Source organism: Brevibacillus formosus (assembly GCF_003013405.1).
Taxonomy (GTDB): Bacteria; Bacillota; Bacilli; order Brevibacillales; family Brevibacillaceae; genus Brevibacillus; species Brevibacillus formosus.
Genome location: NZ_PXZL01000020.1, coordinates 128599 through 143288, shown reverse-complemented (window position 1 = coordinate 143288; position 14690 = coordinate 128599). Strand labels below are relative to the sequence as shown.

General features: G+C 49.6%; 12 protein-coding genes and 1 other RNA gene. 12 read left to right on the top strand and 1 reads right to left on the bottom strand.

The genetic code is table 11. The features are described from left to right. Positions 1-57 precede the first annotated feature (57 nt). From C7R91_RS29420 to C7R91_RS18650, 7 genes are all read left to right on the top strand, one after another. Positions 58-228, top strand: coding sequence for a hypothetical protein (locus C7R91_RS29420; RefSeq protein WP_162837767.1), 171 nt, complete (start codon positions 58-60; stop codon positions 226-228). A gap of 95 nt (positions 229-323) precedes the next feature. Then, entirely contained in the window at positions 324-1847 is a 1524-nt protein-coding gene (locus C7R91_RS18675; protein ID WP_047072745.1) for a coproporphyrinogen III oxidase, read from the top strand. A gap of 491 nt (positions 1848-2338) precedes the next feature. After that, positions 2339-3613 (top strand): histidine--tRNA ligase, encoded by a 1275-nt coding sequence (hisS, locus tag C7R91_RS18670; RefSeq protein ID WP_047072743.1) that lies wholly within the window; start codon positions 2339-2341, stop codon positions 3611-3613. 24 nt (positions 3614-3637) lie between these two features. After that, positions 3638-5428: an aspartate--tRNA ligase gene (gene aspS / locus C7R91_RS18665; protein ID WP_047072742.1), complete on the top strand. Its 1791-nt coding sequence runs from the start codon at positions 3638-3640 to the stop codon at positions 5426-5428. Positions 5429-5479: 51 nt separating this feature from the next. After that, a non-coding RNA gene (gene ssrS / locus C7R91_RS18660) (6S RNA) lies at positions 5480-5662 on the top strand. 93 nt (positions 5663-5755) lie between these two features. Further along, entirely contained in the window at positions 5756-6511 is a 756-nt protein-coding gene (locus C7R91_RS18655; protein WP_017247587.1) for a tRNA threonylcarbamoyladenosine dehydratase, read from the top strand. Between the two features lie 6 nt (positions 6512-6517). Next, positions 6518-7876: a replication-associated recombination protein A gene (locus C7R91_RS18650; protein ID WP_047072740.1), complete on the top strand. Its 1359-nt coding sequence runs from the start codon at positions 6518-6520 to the stop codon at positions 7874-7876. A gap of 16 nt (positions 7877-7892) precedes the next feature. Here the strand turns inward: C7R91_RS18650 and C7R91_RS29415 are convergent, their stop codons facing one another. Then, positions 7893-8066 (bottom strand): hypothetical protein, encoded by a 174-nt coding sequence (locus tag C7R91_RS29415; RefSeq protein WP_162837766.1) that lies wholly within the window; start codon positions 8064-8066, stop codon positions 7893-7895. Positions 8067-8163: 97 nt separating this feature from the next. Here C7R91_RS29415 and cymR point away from each other — a divergent pair, with 97 nt between their 5' ends. The 5 genes from cymR to C7R91_RS18625 all read left to right on the top strand — a co-directional run bounded on the left by cymR (position 8164) and on the right by C7R91_RS18625 (position 14672). Next, positions 8164-8583: a cysteine metabolism transcriptional regulator CymR gene (gene cymR, locus C7R91_RS18645; RefSeq protein ID WP_017247589.1), complete on the top strand. Its 420-nt coding sequence runs from the start codon at positions 8164-8166 to the stop codon at positions 8581-8583. Between the two features lie 210 nt (positions 8584-8793). Then, positions 8794-9939, top strand: a complete 1146-nt coding sequence (locus C7R91_RS18640; protein WP_047072738.1) for a cysteine desulfurase family protein — start codon at positions 8794-8796, stop codon at positions 9937-9939. 172 nt (positions 9940-10111) lie between these two features. Then, entirely contained in the window at positions 10112-11776 is a 1665-nt protein-coding gene (locus C7R91_RS18635) for a methyl-accepting chemotaxis protein (RefSeq protein WP_047072737.1), read from the top strand. Positions 11777-11856: 80 nt separating this feature from the next. Further along, positions 11857-14118 carry an SF1B family DNA helicase RecD2 gene (gene recD2, locus C7R91_RS18630; RefSeq protein ID WP_047072736.1) on the top strand — a complete coding sequence of 754 codons (2262 nt, stop codon included), beginning with the start codon at positions 11857-11859 and terminating at the stop codon, positions 14116-14118. Positions 14119-14192: 74 nt separating this feature from the next. Next, complete coding sequence (locus tag C7R91_RS18625) at positions 14193-14672, top strand: PRC-barrel domain-containing protein (RefSeq protein WP_047072735.1); 480 nt, start codon at positions 14193-14195, stop codon at positions 14670-14672. The last annotated feature ends 18 nt before the right edge of the window (positions 14673-14690 follow it).

Here is a 14690-nt window from a genome sequence, read left to right as displayed (position 1 = left end):
GGCAATACTAGATTTTACTAGACGCTAGCGCACGCAGCTTTTCAGGAGGAATTCATCGTGAGACAGTCAAAGAAGGAAACATTCGCGCAAGGATTGAATCGGCAGTTTTTGTCTGTTGATTTTCAAGACGATTTAGAGAAAGAAACGTCACTACAAAATGTAGAAATGGCCCAAGATTTTCATCCGGGCTTGCGGGATATCCAACATCCACGACAAAAACGGAAATGATCTTGCACATGATGCCACAACTTGTCTAGTTGACCCGAGTAATTCTCGTCGGCTATGATGAGGAGTGGCATTTTTGAAAAAAGCAGGTGAACTCCATGATACAGATCATATGTGAGGGACACGCATTCGAGCGGGAACTCTCCTTAATTCTCGCGTTATTTTATGAAGATCCAGCGCTCACTTTTGTGCCCCAGTGGACAAATGAGGCTGATTTGAAAATCAAGCTGGCTTTGACCGTGCATGAAAATGGAGTCGTAGCTTCGGGAGAGTTATATGATGGCAAACGAAGCATCTCCCATCAGGTGGAGCGAGACTACGTAGCACGTGAGGAAAAAGCGATGAAAAAGACGGCCAAGCAAGCTCTTTGCTATGCGCTGTTATTGATGCTGGAAGAATACACGGGCATGGAGCAAGGCTGGGGAATTTTGACAGGGATACGCCCTACGAAACTGCTACATCAGTTGAACGCTGCTGGTGTAGACAGACAGGAAGCACATAAGAGATTGCAGCAGGATGTGATTTTGCGTCCATACAAGCTAAAGCTTTTGCAAGAAATCGTAGACAAGCAACTCTACGTCGTGCCTGATTTGTATCAGATTGACCGTGAGCTATCGGTATATATCGGTATCCCCTTTTGTCCGACGAAATGTGCATACTGTACGTTTCCTGCTTACGCGATTCGCAGTCATACGGCTTCGGTTAATCCGTTTCTCGAAGGTCTCCATTACGAGATGGAGCGGATGGGAGAGTGGCTTCGGGCGAATGACCAACGGATCACATCTATTTATTTCGGCGGCGGCACCCCTACGAGTATTACCGCAGATGACATGAATCAGCTGTTTGAGACGATGCATCGTTCGTTTCCACACATGGGGGATGTGCGTGAGTTGACGGTTGAGGCGGGAAGACCCGACACGATCACACGCGAAAAGCTCGATGTGATGAAGCAGTGGGAAGTGGATCGGATCAGCATTAATCCTCAATCGTTTACGCAGGAGACGCTTCAGGCAATCGGACGCCATCACACCGTCGAAGAGACGATTGAGAAATACCATCTGGCTATGGAGATGGGCTTGACTAATATTAATATGGACCTGATTATTGGGCTGCCAAACGAAGGTGTAGCCGAGCTGGCGCACAGCCTCCAAGAGGTAGAAAAGCTGATGCCTGCCTCACTGACGGTGCATACGCTGTCTTTTAAGAGAGCATCTGAGATGACGCAGAACAAGGAGCGCTACAAGGTCGCCAGTCGCGATGAAATTAGCAAGATGATGGAGATGGCCTCCGAGTGGACAGCGGCGAACGGTTATGACCCGTACTATTTGTATCGTCAGAAAAACATTTTGGGAAATCTGGAGAATGTCGGGTATGCCAAGCCAGGGCAGGAGAGCATCTACAACATCATGATCATGGAAGAGGTACAAACTATTCTTGGTCTCGGCTGTGGTGCAGTATCCAAGCTGATGGCTCCAGGAAGTGGCAAGCTGACGCGCTTTCCGAATCCGAAGGACCCGAAAACGTACAATGACACGTACAAGGTTCTGGTCGAAAACAAGCTCCGTGACTTGGATGACATCTATTCGGGTGCGAGAGCGACTGGACAGGTATCTGGCAAGTAAGTGATGGATATACTGTTGATTGTTAAAAAAAGTTTTATTTGAGCGCCTGTTGACGGCTGTTGGCGGGTTTGCTATGATTCACATTAAGCTTTTTTATTGAATACGAAATGATCTGATGATGGGAACAAGTATCCAGGAACCGGATGCCCAGAGAGAAAGCGCCGTGGCTGAGAGTGCTTTCGTATAACGGCTTGGTGAATGACATCCCTGAAGACCGCAGTGAACGGCTGAAAGAAATCTCTTTCCCCAGTAACTGGCAGGCGTGTGCCGGCGTTAACGGCTAATAAGTGGGATAGCCTTTTGTGATTGCAGGGCTATTCAAACAGGGTGGCACCACGGGAGTATAACCAGTCTCTCGTCCCTGACATGCGGCGATTTGCTAAATGTCAGGAGACGAGGGGCTTTTTTATTTGTTCATAAAGAAAGGTTCCTTGATCCTGAAGGTTTGGCTTTAGCCCGAGTTTTTGAAAAGACATGGAGGTTCGAGAGGAATGACAAGAATCCAGATCCCACGCGGTACGCAGGATATCATGCCTGGTACTGTAGAGCTATGGCACTACGTGGAGGCCAAGGCCCGCGATCTGTGTCGCCGCTCCAATTACGCGGAAATTCGCACGCCGCTGTTTGAGAGCACAGAGTTGTTCCAACGGGGTGTAGGCGAGACCACGGATATCGTGGAAAAAGAAATGTACAGTGTAGCCAATCCGCGCAGTACGGATGCTCTCACGCTGCGTCCGGAAGGGACAGCGGGTGTTGTCCGCTCCTACGTGGAAAACAAGCTGTACGGTGTGCCTAATCAGCCTACTAAGCTGTACTACTTAGGACCGATGTTCCGTCACGAGCGTCCGCAAGCAGGCCGCTATCGCCAATTCGTCCAATTCGGTGCAGAAGCGATCGGTTCGAGCGATCCAGCAATCGATGCAGAAGTCATTGGCCTTGCGATTCGTCTGTATCAGGAGCTCGGATTGACAGGACTTTCGGTGGAATTGAACAGCGTAGGTACGGTAGAAGACCGGGCGCGTCACCGTGAGCATTTGCTCGCACATTTGAATGGCGTTCGCTCCGAGCTGTGCGAGGATTGCCAGTCTCGTATCGATCGCAACCCGCTGCGCGTGCTCGATTGCAAAAATGAAAAGTGCAAAACACTGACGATGGATGCTCCGTCCATTTTGGACTACTTGAGCGAAGAATCCGCGGCACACTTTAAAGCCGTGCAAGACTACTTGACCGCGCTGGATATTCCGTTTCATGTAAATCCGCGTCTGGTTCGCGGCTTGGACTATTACACGCTGACCGCATTTGAAATCAAAATGGCGGAGATCGGTGCAGTAGAAACGCTTTGTGGCGGTGGGCGCTACAACGGACTGGTTGCAGAGCTGGGCGGCGACGATATGCCGGGCATCGGCTTCGCACTCAGTATCGAGCGTCTGCTGTTGGCTCTGGAAAAGCAAGGTGTTCAACTGCCGATCTCGGGTGGCATCGACTGCTTCGTAGTGGTGCAGACACCAGAAGCGAAAACAACAGCCTTCGTACTCGTCGACCAATTGCGCCAAGCAGGGATTGCGGCTGAGCTGGATTATCTGGATCGGAAAATGAAGGCACAGCTGAAGCAAGCCGATCGTCTACAGGCTCGCTTTACCGCGATCATCGGTGAGTCTGAATTGGCGAATGGCACAGTTGTTCTGAAGGAAATGGCAACAGGCGAGCAACAAGAAGTGAAACGCGAGGAACTCGTTTCGGTACTCGCTGCAAAAGCAAATCAATAAAACAAATCGTTGGGGGAAATGATCATGTCTTGGCAATATCGCACCGTACATGGTGGAGAAGTAACAACAGCACACGTTGGTCAGGAAGTCGTACTGAACGGATGGGTACAAAAGCGTCGCGACCTCGGAGGCGTCATCTTCATTGACTTCCGTGACCGCACTGGCATCGTCCAAATCGTATTCAACCCAGAGTACAACAAAGAGGCTTGGGAAGCAGCCGACAAGGTTCGTAGCGAATACGTACTGGTTGTAAAAGGGAAAGTGGTAAACCGTGCACCAGAAGCAGTCAATCCGAAGCTGAAAACCGGCGAAGTAGAGGTGCACATCTCTGAAATCGAAATCTTGAACGATGCAAAAACACCTCCATTCCTGATTGAAGACGAGATCGATGTAGATGAACAAGTTCGTTTGAAATACCGTTACTTGGACTTGCGCCGTCCAGAAATGCAACGCTCCCTGGTTTTGCGCAGCAAAGCAGCGAAAGCATTCCGTGACTACCTGGATGAGAACAACTTCGTGGAAATAGAAACACCTATTCTCCAGAAGAGCACTCCTGAGGGCGCACGCGACTACCTCGTGCCTTCCCGTGTACATCCAGGCGAGTTCTACGCACTGCCGCAATCGCCACAGCTGTTCAAACAGCTTTTGATGGTATCCGGTTTGGAGCGCTATTACCAAATCGCTCGTTGCTTCCGTGACGAAGACCTGCGTGCTGACCGTCAGCCTGAATTTACCCAAGTGGACATTGAAACCTCTTTCCTGTCTATGGAAGAAATTCTGCCAATGATGGAAAAGATGGTCGCTCACGTATTCAAGCAAACGATTGGCGTAGACGTACCGACTCCATTCCCTCGTCTCACATATGCGGATGCAATGGCACGTTACGGTTCTGACAAACCAGACGTACGTTTCGGCATGGAGCTGACAGACGTATCTGATCTGGTTGCGACAAGCGACTTCAAGGTGTTTGCAGCAGCAGTAGCTGGCGGCGGACAAGTAAAAGCGATCAATGCAAAAGGTTGCGGACACTACTCCCGCAAAGAAGCAGACGACTTGGGCAAATTCGCTTCCCGTTATGGCGCGAAAGGCTTGGCTTGGATCGGCTTCAAAGACGGCGAGGTCAAAGGGCCAATTGCGAAATTCTTTAAAGAAGAAGAGCTTAACGAAATGAAAGCACGCTTGGCGGTAGAAGAAGGCGACTTGCTCCTGTTCGTTGCTGACAAACCAAAAGTAGTGGCAGATGCACTGGGTGCTCTTCGCTCCAAGCTGGGTGCTGAACTTGGTCTGATTGACCAAAGCCAGTTCGCATTCCTCTGGGTAGTAGACTTCCCACTGGTTGAGTGGGATGAGGATGCAAAACGTTACGTCGCTCTGCACCATCCGTTCACACGTCCAAAAGACGAAGACCTGCACCTGTTCGACACCGATCCAGGTCAAATGCGCGCTCAAGCGTACGACATGGTTCTCAACGGATACGAGCTCGGCGGAGGTTCCATGCGGATCTTCAAGCGCGAAGTTCAAGAAAAAATGTTTACCACACTTGGTTTTACACCAGAAGAGGCGCGGAAACAATTCGGCTTCCTCATGGATGCATTCGAGTACGGTACACCTCCACACGGTGGAATCGCTCTTGGCTTGGACCGTCTGATCATGCTCTTGGCTGGCCGCACCAACCTGCGTGAAGTCATCGCATTCCCGAAAACAGCAAGTGCGAGCGACCTGATGGTAAACGCACCAGATGTAGTAGACGGAAAACAATTGAAAGAGCTGTCCATTGCAACAATTGTCACAGAAGAAGAAAAGGTAGAAGCGTAATCGACTTGCGCAACTGCATTGCTCTTTGATACATTGGTAATACTTATGATGAAAGCCCTGCGATGCCCGTGACATCCGATAGTTTTGAGCCACAAAGTTTGTTTAGGGAGTTTTTCGTCCGTGATTGTAAAGGCATGCCTCCTTAGAGTGGACGTCTGTAACAGTTCGGCAAGACACCCACCTGCGATGAAGCAGGTTCAAAACTAAGGAGCAACACGGCATAATGGGGCTCCTTTTTTCTCCTTCAATCCTACTTTTCCGATTGACTATAAGTCCGTGTTGAACAATCACAATAATCTCGCTTGCGAATGAAAGGTGACACGAAATATGCTTCATCAATTTTCTCGTTGTGAATTGGCCTTCGGTCCCGAAGGTTTGGAAAAAATGAAAAATAGCCGCGTTGCTGTATTAGGAATTGGCGGAGTCGGCTCCTTTACAGTAGAAGCGCTCGCGCGTACAGGTGTAGGCAAGCTCGTTTTGGTAGATAAGGATGTAGTAGACATCACGAACATCAACCGCCAAATCCATGCGACGCTGAACACAGTCGGTCAAAAAAAGGCTGAGCTCATGAAGGAGCGTATTGCGACGATCAATCCAGAGTGCGAGGTCGTAACTCTCAATATGTTCTACAATGAAGAAACAGCGGATGCGCTATTCGAGCATGAACTGGATTACATCGTGGATGCGATGGACACCATGTCCGCGAAGCTCCATGTGATTAAGGAAGCGAAGCGTCGCAATATCCCTATTATTTCTAGCATGGGTGCGGCGAACAAAATGGACCCGACCCGTTTTGAGGTTGCCGATATTTCCCAAACGAGTTATGATCCGATTGCAAAGGTCATTCGTCGTGAGCTGCGGAAAAGCGGTATCTACAAAGGGGTAAAAGTTGTATATTCCCGTGAGATTCCCGTAACCGTACGTGTAGATGTACGCGAACAGATCGTTTCCAATCCGAATTCACCGATTAGCAAAGTACGGATGCCTCCAGCGAGCAATGCTTTCGTGCCTTCTGTAGCTGGTTTAATTTTGGCCAGTGTAGTGGCAAGAGATATTTTGGAATGGCAGCCTGTAAAAGGATAGTGGAACATGGATGATTTATTTACGTTTGCCTTTGACCAGCAGGGTGGCGGCAAACAGAAGCCATTGGCTGCGCGGATGCGGCCGCAAACGATTCAGGATGTAATCGGGCAATCGCATATTTTGGCTCCTGGAAAGCTGCTTCGACGCGCAATTGAAGCAGATCAAGTGTCCTCTGTCATTTTTTACGGACCTCCAGGAACAGGGAAAACAACACTGGCAAAAGTCATTGCCCGAACCACACGTACGCATTTCTCCGAGTTAAATGCCGTAACCGCCGGTGTCGCTGACATTCGCAAAGTGGTAGATGCGGCAAAGGAACGGCTCGTCATGGACAGTCAACGGACAACCTTGTTCGTAGACGAGATTCACCGCTTCAATAAATCACAACAGGACGCCCTTCTTCCTTATGTGGAGGAAGGCACGATTATTTTGATCGGCGCTACGACGGAGAATCCTTTTTTCGAGGTGAATCCGGCGCTTTTGTCGCGTTCACAAGTATTTTCTCTTCAATCGCTTTCTCATGAGGAATTGAAGCAGGTCATGGATCGGGCGCTTACTGATGAAGAAAACGGATTGGCGGAGCTATTCGTCACCGTAGAACCGGAAGCGGCAGAGCATTTGATCCAATACGCAGAAGGGGATGCCAGACGTTTGCTGAATGCATTGGAACTGGCGGTGACAACAACGCAACCAGGAGCGGATGGACGAATTACGGTGACATTGGACGTCGCCGTAGAATCCATTCAGCGCAGGGCTGTACGCTACGATAAGAGTGGGGACAACCATTACGACACGATCTCCGCTTTTATTAAATCCATTCGTGGTTCTGATCCGGACGCAGCTCTATACTGGTTGGCAAGAATGATTGATGCCGGAGAAGATCCGCGGTTCATTTCTCGCCGTTTGGTTATTTCGGCTTCAGAGGACATCGGAAATGCTGACCCGCAAGCGATCACAGTTGCGATTTCCTGCTTTCAAGCGGTAGAATTGGTGGGGATGCCTGAAGGGCGTATCCCTTTAGCACAAGCAACGACGTATCTGGCAACCGCACCCAAAAGCAATGCCGCTTACAACGGAATTAATTCTGCGTTGGATCGTATCCGAACGGATGGCCACAAGCAAGTGCCAATTCATCTGCGAGATTCTGCTTACAAGGGAGCTGCGAAGCTGGGACACGGTCAGGGATATCTGTATCCGCATAACTATCCATATGGGTACGTACCTCAACAGTATCTGCCTGACGGTGTAAACTACTCGTTCTACCAGCCAAAGGACCATGGCTATGAGCGTCACATTCGCCGCTTCCAGGAAGAAAGACAGAAGATGGATGAACGTGGATTGCCAAGGAAAAACTCCCCCGATTAATGGGGGAGCTAACATGTTAAGTGCGGACATTTCCGCCTGGTTTATTGGGCAAATCACCGTTTTCATTCGGCTGTTTGCTCTGCTCACTCGCACCGTAACGGGCTTTGTGAGCAATCGTGCCTGCGGGTTGGTCGTACAAGGTGTCGGACGGGTGGTTGCGACCTCGTTCCGAGCGTTTGTTCGTTGTCATCTGCATATCACCCCCTAAGATGTTAGTGTGTCCCGCGATACTGAAGACATGTAGGGGGCGGGCGCGTATTACCGATACAAAGAGGAGAGTTGTTAACGTGAAGATTTCAACGAAAGGACGTTACGGGCTGACGATCATGATGGAATTGGCCAACCGTTGCGGAGAAGGGCCGACTTCCCTGCGGAGCATCGCCCAAAAACACGATTTGTCCGAGCATTATTTGGAGCAATTGATTGCACCTCTGCGTAATGCGGGTTTGGTAAAAAGCATTCGTGGCGCATATGGAGGTTACGTTCTGGCAAAGCAGCCGGATGAGATTTCTGCTGGCGATGTGATTCGTGTGCTGGAAGGACCGATCAGTCCTGTGGAATTTGCAGAGGAAGAAGATCCGGCTAAGCGCTTTTTATGGCTGCGTATTCGGGATAGTATTTCTGCTGTTCTGGATTCGACTTCCCTTCAAGACTTGATCAGTTTTGAAGACGATGGTCCTGCCGATAATTATATGTTTTACATCTAGAATATAAGAGGTTGTTCAAAAAGTCGTCTTTTGATCACGAAGTAGCTCAGAAAGCTAATTCGACATCGAATATGGCGCTCACCTCCGAAGTCTGGTGCTCATGTAGATTACCTACACTGCGCTCCTCCTTCGTTCGGTTCTCGCCATCTTCTCGGTGCTAAAAAGCCGACTTTTTGAACACGTACTATAAGTTGGTAGAAGGTGACAGCAGTGTCAGATCTAATGTATTTTGACCATGCAGCTACTACGCCGGTTCATCCGCGGGTAGTTGCTGCTATGACTCCCTATTTGACGCAAGTATTCGGTAATCCATCGAGTGTCCATGGTGCAGGTCGCGAAGCGCGAAAAGCGTTGGAGCATGCGAGAGACACGATAGCCGACTTTATGGATGCTGATCCGCAATCGCTCATTTTTACGAGTGGCGGGACAGAAGCGGACAATATGGCAATCATCGGCGCAGCAATGGCACAGCGCGAACGTGGTCGTCACGTTATTACTTCGCAAATCGAACACCATGCAGTCTTGCATGCTTGTGAATTTTTAGAGCAGGCAGGTTTTGAAGTGACGTACTTGCCTGTTGACCAGACAGGCATGGTCCGCTTGGAAGACCTGAAACAAGCGGTTCGCCCGGATACGGTACTCGTGTCCATCATGTACGGGAACAACGAAGTTGGAACGATCCAGCCCATCGAGGAAATCGGTACCTTCCTGCGTGAAAAAGGGATTGTTTTTCATACGGATGCCGTACAGGCTTTTGGTGTACTGCCAGTCCATGCACGGAAGCTGCCGGTTGATATGCTCTCGGTATCCGCCCATAAAATTAATGGTCCAAAAGGAGTCGGCGCTTTGTATTTAGCGCGTAAGGTTCCGTTTTCCCCGATTTTGCACGGCGGTTCACAAGAGCGCAAACGCAGAGCAGGTACGGAAAACCTGGCCGGGATTGTTGGGTTTGCAGAAGCAACAAGGGTCGCTCGCGAGGAAATGGCGAACCGGGTTGAAAAGTATGAACAGATGAAAGCAACGATGATCGCAGTCTGGCAGGAAGCAGGAATTACGTTCTGCCTGAATGGACATCGCGAGCAGGCATTGCCACATATTTTAAATGTGTCCTTTCCTGGTGCCCATACAGAAACCATGCTGATGAATCTGGATATCGCCAAGATTGCAGCAGCGAGCGGTTCCGCTTGTACATCCGGATCATTAGAGCTGTCACACGTTCTAAAAGCAATGCACTTGGAAGAGAAGATTGCTCACTCAGCCATTCGTTTCAGCTTTGGGATTACGAATACGGTGGAAGAAGCGAAGCAGGCTGCTACAGCGGTTGCTGCGATTGTGAAGCGCTTGGTACGCGAATAACGAAGGATGAAAGCCGTTTGGATGAAGCCAAGCGGTTTTTTCATTTGAGCAAAAGCGGTTTTCGTATTGGAGTTTGTGGTGAATTGTGGAAGAGAATGGTAAGATGATGCTGTAGTACTAATCCTGAAGAACTACTATACAATTCGGATCATCCGATAAGGAGAGGACTTTCATGTTGGCCAGACGCTACTCTATTCGCTACAAACTGGTGTTTACGATACTCATCCTAACCATGCTCCCATTAATGGTCGTCGGCTATATCCAATTTGAAAATGCGCGCAGCGCGCTATACAAGCTGGCTGTATCTGACTTGCAATACATAACGGAAATAAAGGCACATGAGCTGGCTGTTTACGCTCAAGATGCAACGAATAGTGAGGGAAACAGACAGAAAATTAACGAAATAACACGCGATGTGGCCGAAAAATATTACAAGCCAAATGGCATGGTTGGCTATGCCTATATCTTGGATGCGAGTGGAATCGCCATCTTTCATCCAGATCCGAAAGTCGAGAATACCTCTTTGGCGAATGAACAATTCACGCAAGTCATGCTCGCTCAAAAAAACGGCTGGATCGAATATGAATTCGGAGGCGCTACCAAAGTGGCGGCGTATAAGCAGCTGCCGAACGGGTGGATTCTTGTCATTGGCAGCTACGAGAATGATTTACTGACGACGATTGAGAGCAGTCGTCCGATGATGTTTCTCCTCAACTTGATCAGTGCTAGCTTAGCGTTGGTCACAGGCATTTTTATTGTCAACAAGCTGGTACGACCGCTAAAAGAGCTAGTTTCGGCAATGAAACGTGCAGAGACCGGAGATTTGACCATGCAAGTTACCGTCCGTTCCCGGGACGAGCTTGGGGAATTATCATCGATGTACAATGAGATGATGGGAGTATTTCGCAGTATGGTCAACGAGGTGCAGCGAGTAGCCCAACAGGTCGCGGCAGCCTCGGAGGAATTAACAGCGAGTGCGACAGAAAGTGCGCGTGCTTCCGAACAGATTTCCATGGCTTCTTCGGAAATTGCTACAGGTTCCGAACTACAAAAACAAACGGTGACGGATACAGTACGCTTTTTGTCTCGCATCGGTGGGGATATCCAACTTATTGCAGCCTCAACCTCTCAAGTCAATGCTGATGCGACAGACGCGAATCGTTTGGCACAGGTTGGGGAAGGAAAGCTGCAAGAGCTCGTACAAGAAATGGATCAAATCACCGATCATGCCCGCCGCACGGAGCAGGTTATCCGGGAGCTTGGTTCTCAATCTGAGCAAATCATCGGAATCATCACGACCATTCGTCAAATATCCAACCAGACCAATCTATTGGCTCTGAATGCCGCCATCGAGGCTGCACGGGCGGGGGAACAGGGACGAGGCTTTGCGGTTGTTGCCCAGGAGGTACGTAAGCTGGCTGAGCAATCGGGCGGGGCTGCAGAAGAGATCGCAGGCTTGATTCATTCGATCCATACTGATATTCTCGCCGCTGTATCGGAAATGGGAACGACTGCAGTCGCTATACAGGATGGACGGGAAGGAGTGGCTCAGGCAGGAGACAGCTTCCAGCAAATATTAGTGGCCGTTCAAGACGTCAGCCAGCAAGTGCATCGTATGAACGATGCAGCACAAGCGATTCATCGCGATACAGTCCAATTGGTGAGTCACTCCGAAAAAATAGCTGGACTTGCGGAAACAGCGGCCAGAGATACGCAGGAAGTGGCAGCAGCATCTGAAGAACAGTCAGCAACGTCTGAGGAAATGACAGCAGCATCCGAAATGCTTGCGAAAATGGCCGAGCAGTTGTCAGAACAAGTAAAACGATTTACAATTTAAGACGAGCATATGAGAAATCCACTTTCAAGAGAAGTGGATTTTTCCTTTCTGGAACGGTTTTTATGTAAGGAGGCGTTTAGATGGACGAGCAGCAGTCAATCTCGCTGTTTGCGGAAAACTATATTCGAGGATTTGTTTCTCAAGAAATTTTTTACAATGAAGAAACCTGGTACGGAGTTATCCGTCTTAAGATAGAAGAGACTACCGAATCGATTAAAGAATCGGAAGTCATTATTGTCGGTAATTTTCCTCGCCCGCATCCAGATGAGCTGTACACCTTTTACGGTGAATGGAAAACACATGCTCGTTTTGGACAGCAATACGTAGCAAAGCGCTATGAACGTGAAACGCCGAAAACATTGGCTGGGGTTGAGCGCTACTTAGCCAGTGGCTTGTTTCAAGGGATCGGAAAGAAGATGGCCAAACGAATTGTCGAGCAGCTCGGGGTAGATGCGCTGTCGATTATCGCGGACTTCCCGGAGCGATTGGCTGAGGTACCAGGCATTTCAGAACAACGTGCCAAAACGATCTATGATTCAGTAGTTGAGCATCGTTCCTTGGAAAGTGCCATGGTTTTCTTGTACGACTTCGGCATTGGTGTGAACATGGCGCTGCGTATTTATCAGACCTACAAGCTGGAAACGATGACAGTGCTGAAGGAAGAGCCTTACCGGTTGATTGAGGATGTCGTAGGAATCGGCTTTAAGCGGGCAGATGACATTGCACGAGCAACTGGAATCGCTGCTTCCTCTGAAGAACGTGTGAAGGCGGCGGCCCTCTTTGTGTTGCAGGAGGCATCGTATTCAGAAGGGCATGTTTATTTGCCTGTAGAGGAGCTTTGTGAAAAAACGCTGCGCCTTCTTGAAGAGTGCGGGGGGCACGTCTTTTCTGGAGAAGATATTCAGCTGGCAGTTGAAGCACTCTTTGTGTCGAGCAAAATTGCCTGGGAAGATGAGCGGGTGTATTTGCCCTCCCTGTTTTTTGCCGAGCTCGGTCTAGCCAAAAGACTGCGTCATTTCGCTGCACGGGATGAATTCGGTACGTTCCCGACATCGGAATTTTACCGTGCATTAGGGGCGGTCGAGGATGAGCTGGGGATTACGTATGCCCAGACGCAGCGTGATGCCATTGAACAGGCGATCAAAGCGGGGCTGATGCTGTTGACAGGGGGACCTGGTACGGGGAAAACGACAGTGATTCGCGGGATATGTCGCGTCTTTTCTCAGCTCCATGGATTGTCTTTGGACTTGAAAAAATACAACGAAGAAAATCCGTTCCCGATCGTTCTTGTGGCTCCTACTGGACGTGCAGCAAAACGTATGACAGAAACTACGGGTTTACCAGCAATGACCATCCATCGCTTGCTCGGTTACAAAGGGGAGAGCTTCGAGCATGACGCAGAGCACCCAATCCGTGGCCGACTATTAATTGTGGATGAAATGTCCATGGTCGATATCTGGCTCGCAAATCAATTGTTTCGTGCGGTCCCAGACGACATGCAGATCATCATGGTAGGTGACCCTGACCAGTTGCCTTCCGTAGGACCGGGCAACGTCCTGTTGGATATGATCCGATCTGGATTGCTGCCGTTGGTACAGCTGACAGAAATTTATCGGCAAGCAGAAGAGTCTACCATTATTCGGTTGGCCCATGATGTACGCAAGGGGAATGTACCGGCAGATTTGCTTCACACTACCCCGGATCGACGATTCTTCACAAGTTTGCCACAAGAAGTTCCGGAAGCAGTGAAACAAATTTGCTTCGGAGCCGTAAAAAAAGGATATACGGCAAAAGATGTTCAGGTATTAGCCCCTATCTATAAAGGTAATGCCGGTGTGAACCGGTTGAATGAAGAATTGCAGGAGCTGTTTAATCCGAAAACGCCTCAAAAGCGTGAGGTTACTTTCGGAGAGACGACCTTCCGTACAGGAGACAAGGTTCTGCAATTGGTGAACAATGCTGAAGAACAGGTGTTTAACGGTGACATGGGTGAGATCGTCGCCATCTTTTTCCCGAATGAAAATGCGGAGAACCAGGAGATGCTGGTCGCTGCCTTTGATAACAGGGAAGTGGTGTACAAGCGTTCGGATTACCATCAGCTGACGCTTGCCTACTGCTGCTCGGTTCATAAGTCTCAAGGCAGCGAATTTCCGATTGTGATCATGCCGTTTGTCAAGAGCTACTACCGAATGCTCAGACGCAAGTTGGTCTATACCGGGATTACCCGGAGCAAATCATTCCTCATCATGTGTGGAGAGCCGGATGCGTTCCGTGCTGCTGTAGAGTCTGATGAGGAGGGCGTACGGTACAGTTACCTGGAGGAACGGCTAAAGCAAGAGTGAAGTTGGAACCATTTGCGCCGAATGGACGTGTCCATTTCGCCTGATACTAACAAGGCGGAAGGGGGATGTCCCACATGCGCAAGGCAATGGATGCAGTCGGCTTGCCAGTTGTTTGCCTCCAAACAGGGGAGACGATTGGAACCGTGCGTGACATTCTTTGCGACTCCACTTGGCATGTACGAGGAGTCTTGCTGAGCGAACAGGGCTGGTTCCAATCAGGTACCTATATTCCTACCGAACATATTCATGCGGTCGGGGAGTCCTGCCTTACCGTATCGGGAAAAGACGCGATCACGCCCTTACCTCATCTCGCCGGACTAGAGCCTGTCGGCATTGTGACGGGAAAGACGAAGTTAAGAGGAAAAGCGGTGATTACCGCATCCGGAGAGTGTTTGGGGAGGCTGGAAGACGTTTACTTTTCAGCCAACTGGGAGAAACTTGTAGGGTACGAGCTATCGAATGGCTGGTTTGCAGATATTACGGAAGGTAGAAAGCGCCTCCCTGCACCAGCATCCGTTATCATCGGGGAAGAAAACCTGATCGTGCCGGACTAGTTCGTGGCCAGGCGTGAA

What these genes read in the sequence shown, in the direction of transcription:
- C7R91_RS18675 (WP_047072745.1), top strand. Translation starts at nt 324, where the DNA reads ATGATACAGATCATATGTGAGGGACACGCATTCGAGCGGGAACTCTCC.
- hisS (WP_047072743.1), top strand. Translation starts at nt 2,339, where the DNA reads ATGACAAGAATCCAGATCCCACGCGGTACGCAGGATATCATGCCTGGT.
- aspS (WP_047072742.1), top strand. Translation starts at nt 3,638, where the DNA reads ATGTCTTGGCAATATCGCACCGTACATGGTGGAGAAGTAACAACAGCA.
- C7R91_RS18655 (WP_017247587.1), top strand. Translation starts at nt 5,756, where the DNA reads ATGCTTCATCAATTTTCTCGTTGTGAATTGGCCTTCGGTCCCGAAGGT.
- C7R91_RS18650 (WP_047072740.1), top strand. Translation starts at nt 6,518, where the DNA reads ATGGATGATTTATTTACGTTTGCCTTTGACCAGCAGGGTGGCGGCAAA.
- C7R91_RS29415 (WP_162837766.1), bottom strand. Translation starts at nt 8,066, where the DNA reads ATGACAACGAACAAACGCTCGGAACGAGGTCGCAACCACCCGTCCGAC.
- C7R91_RS18635 (WP_047072737.1), top strand. Translation starts at nt 10,112, where the DNA reads ATGTTGGCCAGACGCTACTCTATTCGCTACAAACTGGTGTTTACGATA.
- recD2 (WP_047072736.1), top strand. Translation starts at nt 11,857, where the DNA reads ATGGACGAGCAGCAGTCAATCTCGCTGTTTGCGGAAAACTATATTCGA.
- C7R91_RS18625 (WP_047072735.1), top strand. Translation starts at nt 14,193, where the DNA reads ATGCGCAAGGCAATGGATGCAGTCGGCTTGCCAGTTGTTTGCCTCCAA.